At 73.5% G+C, this 17,355-nt stretch carries 15 protein-coding genes; 7 read left to right on the forward strand and 8 right to left on the reverse strand.

What is annotated here, in order from left to right:
• Positions 1 to 170: 170 nt before the first annotated feature.
• A complete protein-coding gene (locus QQG74_RS23790) occupies positions 171 to 1,016 on the forward strand; it encodes a DUF308 domain-containing protein (RefSeq protein WP_341716957.1) in 846 nt (281 codons plus the stop codon).
• 204 nt (positions 1,017 to 1,220) lie between these two features.
• Positions 1,221 to 2,636: a trehalose-6-phosphate synthase gene (locus QQG74_RS23795; protein ID WP_341716958.1), complete on the forward strand. Its 1,416-nt coding sequence runs from the start codon at positions 1,221 to 1,223 to the stop codon at positions 2,634 to 2,636.
• A 63-nt stretch (positions 2,637 to 2,699) separates the two neighbouring features.
• On the opposite strand, the gene QQG74_RS23800 is transcribed toward QQG74_RS23795, so the two are convergent.
• From QQG74_RS23800 to QQG74_RS23825, 6 genes are all read right to left on the reverse strand, one after another.
• Complete coding sequence (locus tag QQG74_RS23800) at positions 2,700 to 3,527, reverse strand: alpha/beta fold hydrolase (RefSeq protein WP_341716959.1); 828 nt, start codon at positions 3,525 to 3,527, stop codon at positions 2,700 to 2,702.
• Complete coding sequence (locus QQG74_RS23805; protein ID WP_341721341.1) at positions 3,524 to 4,828, reverse strand: NAD(P)-binding domain-containing protein; 1,305 nt, start codon at positions 4,826 to 4,828, stop codon at positions 3,524 to 3,526. The genes QQG74_RS23800 and QQG74_RS23805 overlap by 4 nt, the downstream gene beginning before the upstream one ends.
• 203 nt (positions 4,829 to 5,031) lie before the next feature.
• Positions 5,032 to 5,736, reverse strand: coding sequence for an endonuclease/exonuclease/phosphatase family protein (locus QQG74_RS23810; RefSeq protein ID WP_341716960.1), 705 nt, complete (start codon positions 5,734 to 5,736; stop codon positions 5,032 to 5,034).
• Position 5,737: 1 nt separating this feature from the next.
• Positions 5,738 to 6,685, reverse strand: a complete 948-nt coding sequence (locus QQG74_RS23815; RefSeq protein ID WP_341716961.1) for an ROK family glucokinase — start codon at positions 6,683 to 6,685, stop codon at positions 5,738 to 5,740.
• A gap of 68 nt (positions 6,686 to 6,753) precedes the next feature.
• Positions 6,754 to 7,311, reverse strand: coding sequence for a hypothetical protein (locus QQG74_RS23820; protein WP_341716962.1), 558 nt, complete (start codon positions 7,309 to 7,311; stop codon positions 6,754 to 6,756).
• 40 nt (positions 7,312 to 7,351) lie between these two features.
• A complete protein-coding gene (locus QQG74_RS23825) occupies positions 7,352 to 7,807 on the reverse strand; it encodes an SRPBCC family protein (protein ID WP_341716963.1) in 456 nt (151 codons plus the stop codon).
• Positions 7,808 to 7,949: 142 nt separating this feature from the next.
• On the opposite strand from QQG74_RS23825, the gene QQG74_RS23830 reads away from it, so the two are divergent.
• The 5 genes from QQG74_RS23830 to QQG74_RS23850 all read left to right on the forward strand — a co-directional run bounded on the left by QQG74_RS23830 (position 7,950) and on the right by QQG74_RS23850 (position 14,863).
• Complete coding sequence (locus QQG74_RS23830; RefSeq protein WP_341716964.1) at positions 7,950 to 9,749, forward strand: AMP-dependent synthetase/ligase; 1,800 nt, start codon at positions 7,950 to 7,952, stop codon at positions 9,747 to 9,749.
• A gap of 14 nt (positions 9,750 to 9,763) precedes the next feature.
• On the forward strand, positions 9,764 to 11,461 hold the full coding sequence (locus tag QQG74_RS23835) for a GAF domain-containing sensor histidine kinase (RefSeq protein ID WP_341716965.1): 1,698 nt from the start codon (positions 9,764 to 9,766) through the stop codon (positions 11,459 to 11,461).
• Positions 11,462 to 11,468: 7 nt separating this feature from the next.
• On the forward strand, positions 11,469 to 12,137 hold the full coding sequence (locus tag QQG74_RS23840; RefSeq protein ID WP_007072219.1) for a response regulator transcription factor: 669 nt from the start codon (positions 11,469 to 11,471) through the stop codon (positions 12,135 to 12,137).
• Between the two features lie 172 nt (positions 12,138 to 12,309).
• Positions 12,310 to 13,119: an SAM-dependent methyltransferase gene (locus QQG74_RS23845; protein ID WP_341716966.1), complete on the forward strand. Its 810-nt coding sequence runs from the start codon at positions 12,310 to 12,312 to the stop codon at positions 13,117 to 13,119.
• Positions 13,120 to 13,195: 76 nt separating this feature from the next.
• On the forward strand, positions 13,196 to 14,863 hold the full coding sequence (locus tag QQG74_RS23850; RefSeq protein WP_341721342.1) for a bifunctional diguanylate cyclase/phosphodiesterase: 1,668 nt from the start codon (positions 13,196 to 13,198) through the stop codon (positions 14,861 to 14,863).
• Between the two features lie 42 nt (positions 14,864 to 14,905).
• Here QQG74_RS23850 and QQG74_RS23855 read toward each other — a convergent pair whose 3' ends face one another.
• On the reverse strand, positions 14,906 to 16,030 hold the full coding sequence (locus tag QQG74_RS23855; protein ID WP_341716967.1) for a glycosyltransferase family 4 protein: 1,125 nt from the start codon (positions 16,028 to 16,030) through the stop codon (positions 14,906 to 14,908).
• The gene (locus QQG74_RS23860; RefSeq protein WP_341716968.1) at positions 16,030 to 17,286 is read right to left on the reverse strand and encodes a M48 family metalloprotease; all 1,257 of its coding nucleotides are present in this window, start codon (positions 17,284 to 17,286) and stop codon (positions 16,030 to 16,032) included. Before QQG74_RS23860 ends, QQG74_RS23855 begins: the two co-directional genes overlap by 1 nt.
• Positions 17,287 to 17,355 lie beyond the last annotated feature (69 nt).

Consider the following 17,355-nt stretch of genomic DNA (forward strand, 5'->3'; position numbering starts at 1 on the left):
AAAGAGCCCGGCCCTGACCAGGTGGGAAGGGGTACGCCACCGTACGCCGCGCCACAAGGCACTCCCCGAACCCGCCTCGGACGTGTCACGATTCAGAGCACGGCGTGCGGGGGTGCGCCACAGGGGCTGGACGCGGGGCGCGCCGGCGGCGCGATGAGGAGGATGGTCCGGTGTCAGCGGGTGGGGCCCGCCGGGGACGGCGGGACAACGGGCTCGACGCGAGCGAGTACGCCGTCGCCGGCGACGTGGACCCGCGGGTCGGCGAACACCTGCTCGACGTGCTGGCGGCCGGCGGCATCGCCGCCTATCTGCAACCGTCGGCGGACCTGAACCCGGTCACCCGCACCACCACCGTGCCGTCGCGTCCGGTCGACCGGCTCTACGTGGACCGCTCGCACCTGAGCACCGCGCGGGACTACCTCAGCCAGCTCGCCGACGAGACGGGTGCCGGGCGGTCCGGCGAGGAACCGGACATCGACGCCGAGTGGGACAGGATCGTCGCCGGCTTCCACGCCTCGCCCGGCCCGGGTGACCATCCCTGGCCGGCCGCCGAGGACGTGGACGATCCGGGCAGCCGGGGCTCGACCGCCGCACCGCCCCGACCCGTCCCCGACGAGCCGGCCGGACCGACCGCGACCGACGTGCGCCGCCTGCCGTACGCCGCCGACATCTCCGGCGTCTCGCTGGGACGGGGTCCCCGGGATGGTGACGGACCGTCGCTGCTGGACGGCCTGGACACCTTCGGAAACAACCTGCCGGACGATCCCGACGCCGACGAGCGGTACGTCCCGCCGCCGCCCCCGCCGCTGCCCCGGGTCTCCAAGTACGCGGTGGCCGGCGTACTCGCCGTGCTTGTCGGCTTCCTGTTGTTCCTCTTCCCCGGCCTGCTGCCGGCGGACCGGGGCGTGGTGACGCTGCTCGGCTTCGCCGGCATCCTCGCCGGCTTCGTCACGCTTGTGTGGCGGCTGCGCCCCGGCGACGAGGAACGCGATCCCGACGACGGCGCGGTGGTCTGACTCGACTCGCCGACGCGGTGGTCCGAGCCACCACCGCGCTGGGTAGCCGCCCGGATACCGGGACGGCACCCGCCCACGCCGTGGGGCGTAACAGTGGTGTAACTTACTGTCAGTAGGAATACCGCAGTACGTCACGTCCCCCGCCGACTGCCCGGTTGTTCCTTCCTCGTGGCGGTCACACCCCTGCTGATCGGAATGCCCGAGATGCGACAGAGTTCCCTCGTGGTGGTGGCCAACCGCCTGCCCATCGACGACAGCGTGGCGCTCGACGGCGCCTGCGAGTGGCGCCGCAGCCCGGGCGGGCTGGTGAGCGCACTGCACCCGCTGCTGCGGCACACCCCGGCGACCTGGGTCGGCTGGGCGGGCGGGACCGGTCCCGCACCCGCGCTGCCCGACGTGGACGGCGTACGGATGCACAGCGTGCCGCTGACCCGCGACGACCTGCGCGACCACTACGAGGGCTTCGCCAACGCGACGCTCTGGCCGATCTATCACGACGCGGTCGAGCAGCCCGAGCACCACCGGCGCTGGTGGGACGCCTACCAGCGGGTCAACCAGCGGTTCGCCGAGGCGACCGCGGAGGTGGCCGAGACCGGCGCGGTGGTCTGGGTACAGGACTACCACCTGCAACTGGTCCCGGGGCTGCTCCGCGCCCTCCGCCCCGACCTGCGCATCGGCTTCTTCCTGCACGTGCCGTTTCCGCCGCCGGAGCTGTTCATGCAGTTGCCCCGCCGGGCCGAGCTGCTGCGCGGGATGCTCGGCGCGGACCTGGTCGGCTTCCAGCGGGCCCAGGCCGCGCACAACTTCGCCCAGCTGGCCACGAAGGTGCTCGGGCTGCCGGCCACCGACCGGCGGATCGCGGTCGACGGCCGGATGGTGCGCATCGGCGCGTTCCCGGTCTCCATCGACATGGCGGAGATGTCCGCGTTGGCCGGCCGGCCGGAGGTGGTCGACCGGGCCCGCCGGCTGCGGCACGATCTCGGCAGTCCCGACCAGGTGATCCTCAGCGTCGACCGGATGGACTACACCAAGGGCATCGAGCAGCGGCTCAAGGCATACAGCGAGCTGCTCGAAGGCGGGCACGTCAAGGTCCGCGACACGGTGCTGGTGCAGGTGGCGGTGCCCAGCCGGGAGCGGGTCGGCCAGTACCAGATCCTCCGGGACCGGGTCGAGCGGGAGGTCGGGCGGATCAACGGGGAGTTCGGCCGGGTCGGCGAGCCGGCCATCCACTACCTCACCCAGCCCTTCGACCGGGCCGAGTTGGCCGCCCTCTACCGGGTCGCCGACGTGATGGCGGTCACCCCGCTGCGTGACGGGATGAACCTGGTCGCCAAGGAGTACGTCGCCGCCCGGGTGGACGACGCCGGTGCGCTGCTGCTCAGCGAGTTCGCCGGTGCCGCCGCCGAGTTCGGGCAGGCGTACCTGGTCAACCCGCACGACCTGGAGGGGCTCAAGCAGGGGCTGCTCGCCGCGCTGCGGGCCGAACCGGCCGACGTGCGGGCCCGGATGCGGGCCATGCGCGAACACCTGCGGGAGCACGACATCCGCGCCTGGGCCCGGTCCTACCTGTCCGCGTTGGACCAGAGCGGCTCGCTGCGCACCCGGCTCACCGGCGGCTGACCACCGGCGGCCGGGTCGACGCCGCGCCGTGGCGGGTCACGGCCGGCGCGCCGCCCGCCGGGGTCAGCGCGCCTCGGCCCGGGTCGGGTCCTTGACCAGCCAGTCGAGGATGGCGTCGATCGGCTCCTGCCAGCGCGCGTCGAGCATCAGGTCGTGCCCCATGCCGGGGAAGAGCAGCGGCGCCGAGCCGTACCGCCGGGCCGCGCGGGTCAACGCCGCCGGCGGCAGCACCCGGTCATCCGGGCTGCCCAGCACCAGCACCGGTGGCTGGCCCACCGCGGGCTCCGGGTCGGCGCCGGTGAGCAGTTGCCACTGGGCCCGCCGGGCGGCCCGGCCGAGCCGGGTGGTGTGCCGCCGCGCGTCGGCGTCCGGCGTCTCGCGGCTGAACAGCTGCCGGCGGCTCAGCCGCAGCCCACCACCGAAGATCGCCGGCAGGGTGCCGAGCGGGTTGCGACGCAACGCGGCACCGAACGTCGCCCAGCCGCCGAGCACCGGGGCCACCAGCACCGCCGCCCGGGCCGGGTAGCGGGCCAGGGCGTGCGCGACCACCAGGGCCCCGGCGCCGTGCCCCACCAGCACCGCCTGGCGCGGCAGGCCCGCCGCCACCTGGACCACGTCGTGGGCGTACGCCCGCAGCGTCGCCTCCGGCGCCGGCTCGCTGCCGCCGTGCCCGCGCAGGCTCACCGCGTACGCCGGGAAGCCCCGGGCGGCCGTGTGCCCGAGCCAGTGCTCGGCGTACGCCCAGGCCCCATGCCCGAAGCCCGGCACGAACAGCAGCGGCGGCTGACCCTCGTCCGGCTCGGGCAGGACGCTGAGCACCTCGCGCCGGACCGGGCGGACCGGTCGGGCCCACTCCCAGCCCCGCACCACCCGCAGCCGCTCACCGTTCACTTGGCGCCCTCCAGGTCGTGCAGCGCACGCTCCAGCGCACGCAGGTAGTCGGCGTGGCCGACCTCGAACCAGTGCCGGGTCGACTCCTTGACCGGCCCCGAGTAGCGCTCACCAGCGCCGGAGCGGACCCGGGCGGCGAAGGCGGCGGCCCGCTCCGGTCGGGTGGCGCGCTGGCGCAGCAGCCGGGCGAAGAGCACGGTCTGCCAGTGCGCCAGGGCGAACAGGCCGGAGTCCGGCTGGAGCAGGCCGGCCACCGCGAGGGTGGGATGCTCCGGCGCGAAGGCGTTGAGCCACAGCCGAGGCCGGCCCACCCCCTCGTCGTCACCGAGGATCTTGGCGTCCAGGAACTCGAAACGCGGCAGGTAGCCGGTGGCGAAGACGACCAGCTCCGGGTCGATCCGCCGGCCGTCGGTCAGCTCCACCGAGTGCGGCTGGAACCTGGCGACGTCCGGCACCGGGGTGATCGCGCCGTGCCCGACGTAGTAGACCAGCTGGCTGTTGGCGATCGGATGGGTCTCGTACACCCGGTGGTCGGGCTTGGGCAGGCCGAACCGGGTCAGGTCGCCGACGGTCAGCCGCAGCGTCCGGTGGTAGAGCCACTGCCGTACCCGCAGCGGCACCCGCAACGCCAGCAGGGTGTCGTTCACCTGGTCGGCCGGGCGGCCGAAGACGTACTTCGGGGCGTACCAGTAGCCCCGGCGGGTGGAGTGCCAGCAGCGCGACGCCTGCTGCGCGGCCTCCACCGCGATGTCGCAGCCGGTGTTGCCCGCGCCCACCACGAGCACCCGCTTGCCGCGCAGCTGCGCCGGGTCCTTGTAGGACGAGGCGTGCATGACCTCGCCCCGGAACTGTTCCAGCCCCTCGTAGCGGGGCAGCTTCGGCGACCAGTTGTGCCCGTTGGCGATCAGCACGGCGGCGTACCGGGAGGTGCGTTCGGGGCCGTAGCCGCCGGTGCTGCGGGTGGTCACGTCCCAGCGGTCGTCGGCCACCGGCTCCACCCGCACCACCTCGGTGCCGAACCAGATGTGCCGGCGCAGGTCGAAGTGGTCGGCGTACCGCTCGAAATAGGACAGCAGCTGGCTGTGGTGCGGGTAGTCCGGCCAGTCGTCCGGCATCGGGAAGTCGGGGAACTGGGTGAACGGCCGCGACGAGATCAGGTGGGTGCTCGCGTACACCGGGCTGCGGTCGTGCCGCCAGTTCCAGGCGCCGCCGATGCCGGTCTCCCGCTCGTAGCAGTCGACGCCGAAGCCGTGCTCGGCAAGGTTCTTCACCGCGGTCAGGCCACTGGCGCCGGCGCCGATGACACAGACGGTGTCGCCCCGGTCGGAGACCGGGCGGCCGGCACGGCTGTGGGCGAGCGTGGTCGGCTCCGGATCGGGCTCGGGCCGGCCGGGCTCGGTGGGGGTGGGCACCGGGGATCTCCTTCGTCTCGGCACGAGTGCCGGGTCGGGCGAAATCCTTCCGACAACGGCGCGGGATGTCCAGCCCGGCCGGCGGCGGTTCGTCAGGCGTCGGTGGGAAGCAGCAGGTCGACCAGGACCGGAAAATGGTCGCTGGCCCGGCGGGTCAGCGGGGTGTCCAGCACGTCGTAGTCGACGACGGTGAGCCGCGGATCGACGAAGAACGCGTCGATCCGCCGCCGGGGATCGGCACAGGAATAGGTGAGCCGGTCGGCCCGGTCCGCCACCACCGCCGCGTCGGTCAGCCCACGGGCGACGACGGACCAGGCCGGCCCGCCCGGCTCCTCGTTGAGGTCGGCCGCGGCGATCACCGGGTGCTCCGCCGCTTCGAGGTCGCGTTTGAACAGTTCGGCCTGGCCGGGCCGCTCGGCCGCATCGGTGGACAGGTGCGAGCCGGCCACCGTGAACCGGGCCGTGCCGGCCACCAGGCAGTCGGCGTACGCGGCGCCGCGCAGGTGCCGGCCCGGGGTGAGCGGGAAACGCCGGCACCGGGTGCCGGTCACCCGCACCCGCAGGCTGGTCAGCAGCAGGTTGCCCAGGGACGGCAGCCCACCGGCGGCAACCACCAGGCCGAACGAGGCGGCCAGCGTGGCGGACTTCTCCCGCCACCGGAACCGGCGCGGTCCCTCCTGGACGACAAGCACGTCCGGCGAGGCCGCGCGGACCACCTCGGCCAGCGCGGCGGTGTCGTCGCGCTGGCCGTGGATGTTGTAGGAGAGCACCCGCAACGGCACGCCGGGTGGGGTCACCTCAGATCCGCCGGGCCAGGTCCGCCGCGCCGATCACCCCGGCGGAGTTGCCCAGCTCGGCCGGGCGGATCTCGGCCACCGGCAGCCGGCTGCGCTGGGCGAGCGCCTCGGTGAACGACCGGCGGGTGGGCCCCATCAGCAACTCTCCGGCGTCGATGACACCACCGCCGACGACCAGGATCTGCGGGTCCAGGATCTGCGCCATGTCCGCCAGGCTGGTGCCGAGCCAGCGCCCGACCTGGGCGAACGCCTCGGCGGAGACCGGGTCGCCGCCCTTGGCCGCGGCCGTCACCATCGGCCCGGTGATCGCCTCGGCGTCGCCCTGGGCCAGCCCCAGCAGCGCGGTGGCCCGGTGCGGTTCCTGGCGGGCGGCGGCACGGGCGAAGCGGACCAGGGCGCTGCCGCTGGCGTACTGCTCGATGCAGCCGAGCCGGCCGCAGCCGCACTGGTGACCGTCCGGCACGGTGAGCATGTGGCCCAGTTCGGCGGCGATGCCGTTGGCGCCCCGGACCAGTTCGCCGCCGAGCACGATGCCACCGCCGACGCCGGTGCCGATGGTGAACATGATCATCGAGTCCTCGGCGTGCCGGGCGGCGCCGTAGCGGAACTCCGCCCAGGCCGCCACGTTGCCGTCGTTCTCGACGATGACCGGCAGCCCGACGGCCGTGCTGACGTACGCCCGCAGCGGCTCGTCGCGCCAGGCCAGGTTCGGCGCGAAGAGCACCGTGGAGCGGCTGGCGTCGATCCAGCCCGCCGCGCCGATGCCGACCGCCTGGATCTCGTGCCCGGTAGCCAGCTCGGTGACCAGCTCGATGATGACGTCGCGGGTCTTGCCCACGTCGTCGGCGGGGGTGTCCCGTCGGGTCTGCACGAGCACCTTGCCGGTGTCGTCGACGACACCGCCGGCCACCTTCGTGCCACCCACGTCGACTCCGATGGTCAGCGTCACCGCTGCCACTCCCCTCTGCTGTGCCACCCCGCACGCCGGCGATGGCCGGTGCCGCGGGTCATCCGTGGTCAGGCTCCATCGCCTGGCGCGCCCTGCTGCCCGGCGGGGACGGGGCTCTCCGGCGACCGGGTCGCGACGGACCAGACGTCCCGCTCCGGTGCCGGCTGAGAATCATGCCCGGTACGGGTCGCCTCGCGCCACACGTGGTCGGTGTCCGGACCGCCGGTGGAGCCGCCCGAGGGCTCGGCGACGGGCTCGGTGGCGGGCTCGGTGGTCGACTCGGCGGGGGCGAAGGCGCGCAGAAAGCTCGCCAGTCCGGCGGCCAGATCGCCCGCGCCGGTGGCCAGCCGCTCGGCGAATTCGGGACTCGGATCACGCAAGGCGGCGATTCCCCGGCACACCGGACAGATGCAGCATTCCGCCGTACCGGTGGCGATACCGGCCGCCGTCGACCCGGTCGGCGGCCCGGCGACCCCGCTGTGACCGAGGACACTTGTCACGATCCCGCCGAGCGGGCCGAGCGGCCCGGCGGTGGGCCCGGCGGCGGCCAGTCGCGCGGTGGCCAGCAGCGTGGCGACGAGTCGCTCCGCTTCCTCCCGGGCGGAGCCCGGATCCGTTGCACCCATGCTGGGCTCCTCTACCGTGGCGCCCGGGTGGCCGGACGCCTCACTGCGCCGCACCGGGTGCTTCTACCCGGCGCTTGAGCTGCTTCAACGCGGCATCCATGATCATTTTTTCGGCCTTGCGCCGGAACATGCCGAGCATCCCGACCGCCAACTCGACCTCAAGCGTGTAGGTCACGGTGGTGCCGCCGTCGGCGTTGGCCGCCAGGTCGTACGAGCCACGCTGAACCTTCTGCATCTTCGAGGGCGCCACCAGGTGCCACTCGATGCGGGTCAGGTCCTCGGCGTAGGAGTACTCGAGCACGTACTCGTCGGCCAGCACCCCGGCGTCGAGGACGAACCGGACCTGACTGGCATAGCCGTCCTCGTACTCCTCGATCACCGTGGCCGCGCGTACCGCGTCGGTCCACTCGGGGTAGCTCGGAAAGTCACAGATGACCGCCGCGACCCGGTCCGGTGCCGCGTCGATGATGATCGACTGGGTGGAGGAGTCCGCCATGTGGGGGAGGCTACCCGTCCGGTGGGTGCCCGCGCGCCGCGCCGCCTACCTGCGGTGCCACCTGGCCGGCGGGGCGGGTAGGTTTCGACAGGAGCCGCCCGAGGCGGCCGCGGCCCGGCCAAGTGAGCACGAGGGAGTGCAGGTGCGCGAGTTCTCCGTCCCACCGATCGTCACCGTCGGCGAATCGGCAAACCTCACCGACCCGGTCTGGGAGAACGCCGAGGTCGCGCCGGACACGGTGCAGTTCATCCGGCGTGACGCGACCGGCGGCCTGGTGGACGTGACCTGCCGCCAGTTCCGTGACGAGGTGGAAGCGGTCGCCCGCGGCCTGGTCGCCGCCGGCGTGCAGCCCGGTGACCGGGTCGCGCTGATGAGCCGGACCCGCTACGAGTGGACCCTCGTCGACTACGCCGTCTGGGCGGCCGGTGCGGTCACCGTGCCGATCTACGAGACCTCCAGCGCCGAGCAGGCGGCCTGGATCCTGGCCGACTCCGGCGCGGTGGCCGTCGTGGTGGAGAGCACCGCCAATGCCACGCTGGTGGCCGGCGTCCGCGACCAACTGCCCGACCTGGCCCACCTGTGGCAGATCGACCTGGGCGGAGTCGACGAGATCGTGGCCGCCGGCACGGCGGTGGAGCCGGCCGAGATCGAGCGCCGCCGGGCGGCGTTGCGCTCGTCGGACCTCGCCACCATCATCTACACCAGCGGCACCACCGGCCGGCCCAAGGGCTGCGTGCTGACCCACCGCAACATGTACGCCGACATCGCGAACGCGGTACCGGTGCTGCCCAACCTGTTCGGGCCGAACGCGTCGACCCTGCTCTTCCTGCCGCTGGCGCACGCCTTCGCCCGGCTCATCCAGATCGGCGTGGTGCAGGCCCGGGCCACCATGGCGCACTGCGCCGACCCCAAGCAGCTGCTCACCGAGTTGCAGGAGGTCAAGCCCACCTTCGTGCTCTCGGTGCCGCGGGTCTTCGAGAAGGTCTACAACGGCGCCAAGCAGAAGGCCGAGGCCGGCGGCAAGGGCAAGATCTTCGCCCGGGCCGAGGCGGTCGCCATCGCGTACAGCGAGGCGCTGGAGACCTCGACCGGGCCGAGCCTGGCCCTGCGCGCCCAGCACGCGCTCTTCGACCGGCTGGTCTACGGCAAGCTGCGGGCCGCGCTCGGCGGGCGGTGCCGCGACGCGATCTCCGGTGGCGCGCCGCTCGGTGCCCGGCTGGGGCACTTCTTCCGCGGTGTCGGGGTGACCGTCTGCGAGGGTTACGGGCTCACCGAGACCTCCCCCGCCGCCTCGGCGAACCTGCCGGGGTTCACCCGGATCGGCACGGTCGGCCGGCCGCTGCCCGGCGTGACCATCCGGATCGCCGACGACGGCGAGATCCTGATCGCCGGGGACCTGATCTTCAAGGGGTACTGGCGCAACGACGCGGCGACCGCCGAGGCGATCAGCGCCGACGGCTGGTTCCACACCGGTGACCTCGGTTCGCTCGACGACGACGGCTATCTGACCATCACCGGCCGGAAGAAGGAGATCATCGTGACGGCCGGCGGCAAGAACGTCGCCCCGGCCATGCTGGAGGACCAGGTCCGGGCGCACCGGCTGGTCAGCCAGTGCGTGGTGGTCGGCGACCGGCAGCCGTTCATCGCCGCGCTGGTCACCCTCGACGAGGAGGCCCTGCCGGCCTGGCTGGAGTCGGCCGGCCTGCCGGCCGACACCGATGTCGAGACGTTGCGCGAGCACGAGGGGCTGCGGGCCGAGATCCAGGGCGCCGTGGACCGGGCCAACGCGACGGTCTCCCAGGCCGAGGCGATCAAGGTGTTCCGCATCCTGCCGAGTGACTTCACCGAGGCCACCGGCGAACTGACCCCGTCGATGAAGGTCAAACGGCAGGTCGTGCACAAGACGTACGCGGCAGAGATCGCGGATATCTACCGCGGCTGACTACGATCCGTCACGTGCCCGCCTCCACCTCGGCCCTGGCCCGCGCCCACCCGCTCGCTGCGGCGGCCCGGGTGGTCGTGCTGTCGCTGATCGCCGTCCTGACCCTGCTCGCCACCCGCGACCTGGTCCAGTTGTGGTGGATCGTCCTGCTGGGGATCGCCGGGCTGCCCGCCTGCCTGGCCCCCCAGCATCGGCTGATCGGCCCGCTCAGCCGATTGGCCGAGGTGGTCGTGCTCGGCCTGGCGGCGAGCCAGGTGGCCGCGGTCGCCGCCGTCGGTGGTCACATCGGCGGGCTGGGTGCCTCCGCGGTGCTGCCGTACCTGGCGGTGCCGGTGACCGTGACCGCGCTGCGGCGTCGCTTCCGCGAGGGCGCGGTGCTGATCGCGGTCGTCGCCGGCACCCTGCTGGTGGCCGGGGCGTTCACCCAGGTCGCCGGGGTGGCGCAGCTGACCCAGCCGGGCTACCTCGCGGTCTGCGCCCAGTGGCTGATCCTGGCCGCCCTCGGTCTGTCCGCGGCGCGCACCCTGCACCGGGTGATGCTCGTCCGGCAGGAGATCAAACCCCAGCCGTACGCCGAGGCGACCCGGCTGCTGACCCAGCTGCGTACGGTGGCCCGGCAGCTGCCCGGCGCGACGCTCGACCCGGGCGGGATCTCCGAGCACCTGCTGGAGGAGTTGCGCACGGTGGCCCGCACCGACCGGGGGGCGGTGCTCTCCGCCAGCGGCGGCGGACGGCTGGTGGTGCTCGCCCAGATCGGCGCGGACCGGGTCGACTGGGAGACCACCCTCGACGCGGACTCGGCAATCGCCGACGCGTGGGCCAGCCAGCAGCCGCAGACCGCGGCCCGCTCGCAGTCCCGCTCGCACTCCGGCGCTGGGGTCTCCGCGCTGATCGTGCCGCTGGTCGCCGGGGTCCGCACGGTCGGTCTGGTGGTGCTGGAGGCGGACGCCGCGCAGGCGTACCCGCCACCGGTGGTGGCCCAGGTGACCGGGCTGACCGGGCCGGCGGCGCTGCGCCTGGAGGCGGCCCTGCTCTTCGACGAGGTGCGGTCGCTGGCCACCAACGAGGAGCGGCAGCGGTTGGCCCGCGAGATCCACGACGGGGTGGCCCAGGAACTGGTGATGGTCGGCTACGGCATCGACAACGCCCTGGCCACCGTGCACGACGACGCCGAGGAGACCGCCGATTCGCTGCGTACGCTGCGCCAGGAGGTCACTCGGGTGATCACCGAGCTGCGGCTGAGCCTGTTCGAGCTGCGCAGCGAGGTGGACCGGCACGGTGGCCTGGCCGCCGCGATCGCCGAGTACGCCCGCACCGTCGGTGCCTCCGGCGGGCTGCGGGTGCACCTGTCGCTTGACGAGTCCACCGCCCGGCTGCCCGCCGCCACCGAGGCCGAACTGCTGCGGATCGCCCAGGAGGCGGTCACCAACGCGCGTAAGCACGCCGGTGCGGCAAATCTCTGGGTGACCTGTGAGGTGGATCCGCCGTACGCTCAGATTGAAGTGTCAGATGACGGTCACGGCATAGGTGACCAGCGCTCGGACGGGCACTATGGTCTTGCGATCATGGCCGAGAGAGCGGAACGTATCCGGGGCCGGTTGGAGATCAGACCGCGACAGCCGAGCGGCACGACCGTCGCGGTGGTGGTCGGCTCCTCGCCCCGGCGCGGTAACGTTCGCGGCAGCGCCGCCGCCGCACCAGAAGGGGAGTAACCCGAGGATGACCACAAGCCCGACACCGGCAACCCGTACCAAGGTCCTCCTTGTCGATGATCACGACTTGATCCGCAAGGGCCTGCGGCACGCCTTCGAGCGCGACCGGCAGTTCGAGGTCGTCGGCGAGGCGGCCACGGCGGCGGAGGGCGTCCGACAGGCCGGCGCGTTGCAGCCGGATGTGGTGATCATGGATCTCCGGCTGCCCGACGGCAGCGGCCTGGAGGCCACCCGGGCGCTGCGCAAGTCCAGCGCGTCGATGGGCATCGTGGTGCTCACCATGTACGCGGGTGACGACCAGCTCTTCGGTGCCCTGGAGGCCGGGGCGAGCGCGTTCGTGCCGAAGACCGCACCGGCCGACGAGGTCGTCGCCGCCGCCCGGCACGCCGCCTCCTCCCCCAGCGCCTTCACCGCCGCCGACCTGGCCGAGGCGATGAAGCGCCGGCTCGCCCCGTCCGGTCCGCAGCTCTCCCCCCGCGAGGGCCAGGTGCTGCGGCTGCTCGCCGACGGGATGAGCGTGGCCGGCATCGCCAAGCAGCTGTTCGTCAGCGAGTCCACTGCCAAGACGCACATCTCCAAGCTCTACGAGAAGCTCGGCGCGGCCAACCGCGCGCAGGCCCTGATGACCGCGCTGCGACTCGGCCTGCTGGAAGCGCCGGACGCGCCGAAGTTCTGACGCGGCCGGCGCACCTAGACCACGGAAGATCCGTGTCCGCTCCCACGCGGGCACGGATCTTCCCGTACGGATAGCCGTAACCGGTCCCGCGCTATGGTTTCCCGGGCCGAAGCGGGGCAGAATACCCGCCGGGGCACGGACGCCCCAGACGGTGCAGAGGGGTGGGAGAGCATTGCAGCGGCCGGACTGGGCACCCGAGACCATCGATGTCGAGCGGCCCAGCGTCGCCCGCATGTACGACTACTACCTCGGCGGTTCACACAACTTCGCGGTCGACCGGGCAGCCGCCCAGGCCATGGTGGCCGCGGTGCCGGAGGCGCCGCTGATGGCCCAGGCCAACCGCGCGTTCCTGCGCCGTGCCGTGCAGTACCTGACAAGCGTCGGCGTCCGACAGTTCCTGGACATCGGTTCGGGCATCCCGACGGTCGGCAACGTGCACGAGATCGCCCAGCGGCACGCCCCGGACGCCCGGGTGGTCTATGTCGACGTCGACCCGGTCGCCGTGGCACACAGCCGGGAGATCCTGGCCGGCAACGAGGGCGCCATCGTCGTCCAGGAGGACCTACGCCGCCCGGAGCAGATCCTGGCCCACCCGGACATCCGGGCGATGCTCGACTTCTCCCAGCCCGTCGCCGTCCTGGTGGTGGCGGTGCTGCACTTCGTCGCCGACGACGACCGGCCGACCGAGGTGCTGCGTACCCTGCGCGCCGCGCTGGCCCCGGGTAGCCACCTGGTGCTCTCCCAGGCCAGCCACGACGGCCGCGGCGAGGCCGAGCGGGCCGAGGCCGAGCAGGTCTACCGGCGCACCGACAGTCCGCTGTGGGTACGCAGCCGGGCCGAACTGACCGCCTTCTTCGACGGTTTCGAGCTGGTCGAGCCCGGGGTGGTGTGGGTGCCGCAGTGGCGGCCGGAGACCCCGGACAGTGCCGAGGACGCCGAGCGGGCGGTGTTCCTCGGCGGAGTCGGGCGCCTCGGTGGCTGAGCCTCCGGCAGACGCGGCGGGCGGAGCGTTCGCCCGCGCCTGGGCCAAGGCGCTCTGGGGCACCAGCTACCTGCCGATGCCCCAGGCCCAGCTGGAGGCGCTGTTGCGGCGGCTCACCGACCTGATGGCCGAGACGCTGCGCACCGAGCCGCTCGACCTGCGGGTGGGGCACCGGGTCGCCACCGAGCTCGTCGCCGCGCACATCGCCTCCGCCGAGGCGCTCGGTCGCACCCTGGAGGTGATCCAACTCCGGCTGGTCCGCGATCTCGACCTGGCCGCGGACGACATCTCCGACCGGATGGCCCGACTGCTGGCCGCCGTCGCCACCGGGTACGCCCGGGCCCTGCGCGACCGCACCCTGGACGAGCAGGAGGCGATCCGGCGGGCCGCGATGACCGCCCGGGACAAGGCGGAACAGGCGCTGCGCGCCAGCGAGGCCCGGTTCCGGCACCAGGCCACCCACGACCCGCTCACCGACCTGCCCAACCGCACGCTCTTCGGCGAACGGCTCGCGGCGGCCCTGGACCGTTCGGCCGGCGGTGGTCGCCGGGTCGGGCTCTGCTTCCTCGACCTGGACCGGTTCAAGCGGGTGAACGACGCGTTCGGCCACCAGATCGGCGACCGGGCGCTTATCGCGGCGGCCCGGCGGTTGAGTCGGGCCGTGGAGCCGCACCTGGTGGCCCGGCTCGGCGGCGACGCGTTCGTGATCCTGGTCGAGCGGTCCACCGGCACCGGAGACGTGGTCGCCGTCGCCGAGGCGGCGCTGGCCGCCCTGGCCGAGCCGGTGGCGGTCGACGGGCACGACGTGACGGTCACCGCGAGCGTCGGCATCGTGGAACGCCGGGCCGCCGACAGCTCACCTGACGACCTGATGCGGGCCGCGGGCAGCACGCTGCACTGGGCCAAGACCGCCGGTGGGGCCCGGTGGGCGCTGTACGACGCCGAGCGGGACGACCGGGAACAGGCCCGCCAGGCGTTGAGCGCGGCCATCCCCACCGGCCTGGAACGCGGCGAGTTCTACCTCGACTACCAGCCGCTGACGTCGCTGCACGACGGTTCGCTGCTCGGCGTGGAGGCGCTGGTGCGCTGGCGTCACCCGCAGTTGGGGGTGCTGCCGCCGGGCACCTTCATCGGGCTGGCCGAGGAGACCGGGCTGATCGTGCCGCTTGGCGGCTGGGTGCTCGCCGAGGCGTGCCGGGAGGCGGTCGGCTGGACGGCCGCCACGGCGCAGCCACCGTACGTCAGCGTCAACCTGGCGGTACGCCAGGTCCGTCGGCCCGGCCTGGTGCAGGAGGTACGCGCGCTGCTGCGGCGTACCGGCCTGCCCCCGGAGCGGCTCCAGTTGGAGATCACCGAGAGCACCATGATGAGCGGTGCCGAGGAGCCGGTGCGGGCCCTGCGGGCCCTGGCTGACCTGGGCGTGCGCATCGCCATCGACGATTTCGGCACCGGCTACAGCAACCTGGCGTACCTGCGGGACCTGCCGGTGACCGAGCTGAAGGTGGCCGGCGAGTTCGTTCGTGGCCTGCGCGCCCCGGAGGCCGCCGACGAACGGATCCTCGCCTCGCTGGTCTCGCTGGCCCACGCGCTGAACCTGACCGTGACCGCCGAGGGGGTGGAGACCGACCGGCAGGCCGAGCGGCTGCGGGCGATCGGCTGCGACGCCGCCCAGGGCTGGCACTTCGGCCGTCCCGCCCCCGCCGAGAACATCCTCGCCCGGGTGAAAGGAAGGGCCCCCTGTTAACGCCTGGTGTATAGCAGGGGCCCCCTCCTAACACCAACCGGATCAGTCGGCGAGCAGGGCGGCCAGCCGTCGCGCCTGGGTCTCCCAGCGCCATTCCCGCTCCACCCAGGCACGGCCGGCCGCGCCGAACTGCCGAGCCAGGTCCCGGTCGGCCAGCAGGGTGGCCACCCGGTCGGCGAGTTCGGCAAGGTCGCGGCCGTTCACCACGTACCCGGTCTCCCCCTCCCGCACCGCGTCGGGCGCACCGCCGGAGTCGCCGGCCACCACCGGTAGGCCGGTCGCGGACGCCTCCAGGTAGACGATGCCGAGCCCCTCGACGTCCAGGCCCCGGTTGCGGGTCCGGCAGGGCATCGCGTACACGTCGCCGGCTGCGTAGTGGGCGGGCAGGTCCGCCGCCGGGACCGAGCCGGTGAAGACCACGTCCCGTTCCACCCCGGACTGCCGGGCCAGCCGGGCCAGCGTGGCCCGGTACGGGCCACCGCCGACCACCAGCAGCGCCGCGTCGGGCACCCGGCGACGGATCAGCGGCATCGCCCGGATCAGCATGTCCTGGCCCTTGCGCGGCACCAGCCGGGACACGCAGACCACCACCGGACGGTCGGACAGCCCCAGCCGGTGCCGCACCGCGGCACCGTCGACGCCCGGGTGGTACAGGTCGGTGTCCACGCCGGGGGCGAGCCGGCGCAGCTCGGTCACCCCGTCCAGCGCCCGCGCCAACCGGGTGCGGGTGTACTCCCCCAGGTAGGTGACCACGTCGGTGCCCCGGCCGATGCGGCGCAGCACGCCCCGGGCCACCGGCAGCGCCGCCCATCCCACCTCGTGACCGTGGGTGAGTGCGACCACCCGCCGCACCCCGGCCCGGCGACGCAGCCCGGCGGCGAGCAGGCCGAGCGGCGCCGCCGCGCCGAACCAGACCGTGTCGCAGTCGTACGCGCGGGCCAGCCGGGCGGCGCGGCGGGCCACCAGCGGTGTGGGCAGCAACACCCGGGTACGGTCGCGGACCACCTCGAAGGGCTGGTCGGCGTCGAACTTGTCGGCACCGGACCAGCTCGACGCGTACACCACCACCGACCCGGCCGGCAGGCGTACCGCGAGGTTGTGCACGAACGACTGGATGCCGCCCGGTCGGGGCGGGAAGTCGTTCGTGACCAGCAGCGTGCGACCCATCAACCGATCCTTCTTGCGTACGCGCGGGCGGCGGCGATCCGCTCGACGGTGGACGGGTGCGAGGCGGAGTAGAGGTACTCCCAGCGGGGCGGATCCGGATCGGCGAGGTTGACCCCGGCGAGCCGCCGCTGCATCGCCTCGAAGGCGACGGGGTCACCGGTCAGGGCCAGCGCGTGCGCGTCGGCGTGCGCCTCGACCCGCCGGGACATCAGCGCCTGCACCGGCGTGAAGATCAGCCCGGCCACCGTGACCACGGCCAGCAGCAGCCCGAACGCCCGCGGCTGGGCCACCGAGTCGACCCCGGCCAGCCGCAGCAGCGGTGGCCAGGAGCCGATCAGGTAGAGCGCGACCACCGCGGCGGCGGCGCCGAGCGCGCCGGTGAGCGTGCCGACAAGTACGTCCCGGTCCTTGGCGTGGCCGAGTTCGTGTGCCACGACCGCGGTCACCTCGGCCGGCGTCGCCTCGCGCAGCAGGTTGTCGTAGACCACGACGCGGCGGGTCGGCCCGAACCCGGAGACGTACGCGTTGACCGCCCGGGTACGCCGGGAGGCGTCGGCGACCAGCACGTCGCGCACCGGGACCCGATCCCGTTCGGCCAGCTCCATCAGCTGGCTGCGCAGCGGGCCGGGTTCCATCGGGCTGAACCGGTTGAACACCGGCTCGACCAGCACCGGCAGCACGAAGGAGAGCAGCACCACAAGGGTCGCCGCCCCGGCCGCGCCGAACGCCCACCACCAGCGCGGCGCCAGCCGGACCACGGTGTAGAAGCCGAGCAGGGCCACCGCTCCGATGACCGCGCTTACCGCGTACGACTTGAGCAGGTCGGTCGCCCAGCCGCCCCAGCCGTTGGTGGCCAGCCCGTACCGGGTGAGCACGGTGTGCCGCCAGGCGGCGAAGGGGAGGGTCACCAGGTCGGCGACCAGCACCACGGCGAGCCCGCCGAGGATCGCCTGGGCGATCCAGTGGTCACCGAAGGGGCGCCCGGCCAGCTCGATCAGGCGGCTGCCCAGCGGGGTCAACCCCAGCGCCAGCGCCACCAACAGCCCGACGCCGAGCGCCGTCCAGCTGCCGGGACGCAGCGCGGAACGGAACTGCCGGGCCCGCTCCACCTGGTCGGCGGGCAGCTCGCGCAGCGCGGCGAGCTGGTCGGCCCGGGGCGCCGGTGGGCGGCTCCACGGGATCAGCACCAGCGCCGCCACGACCACGGCGACACCGAGGCCGGCGAGGGTGAGCAGGGCCCATCCGCGCGGACTCACCGCGCCACCGTGTGCCGGTAGCCGAACCGTACCGGCATGCCGTGCCCATGTCGCCTACCCGCCACGCCG

Origin of the sequence: Micromonospora sp. FIMYZ51, assembly GCF_038246755.1 — a bacterium.
In the GTDB taxonomy this organism is placed as follows: Bacteria; Actinomycetota; Actinomycetes; order Mycobacteriales; family Micromonosporaceae; genus Micromonospora.

What these genes read in the sequence shown, in the direction of transcription:
- QQG74_RS23855 (WP_341716967.1), bottom strand. Translation starts at nt 16,030, where the DNA reads ATGGGTCGCACGCTGCTGGTCACGAACGACTTCCCGCCCCGACCGGGC.
- QQG74_RS23820 (WP_341716962.1), bottom strand. Translation starts at nt 7,311, where the DNA reads ATGGGTGCAACGGATCCGGGCTCCGCCCGGGAGGAAGCGGAGCGACTC.
- QQG74_RS23840 (WP_007072219.1), top strand. Translation starts at nt 11,469, where the DNA reads ATGACCACAAGCCCGACACCGGCAACCCGTACCAAGGTCCTCCTTGTC.
- QQG74_RS23825 (WP_341716963.1), bottom strand. Translation starts at nt 7,807, where the DNA reads ATGGCGGACTCCTCCACCCAGTCGATCATCATCGACGCGGCACCGGAC.
- QQG74_RS23850 (WP_341721342.1), top strand. Translation starts at nt 13,196, where the DNA reads ATGCCCCAGGCCCAGCTGGAGGCGCTGTTGCGGCGGCTCACCGACCTG.
- QQG74_RS23795 (WP_341716958.1), top strand. Translation starts at nt 1,221, where the DNA reads ATGCGACAGAGTTCCCTCGTGGTGGTGGCCAACCGCCTGCCCATCGAC.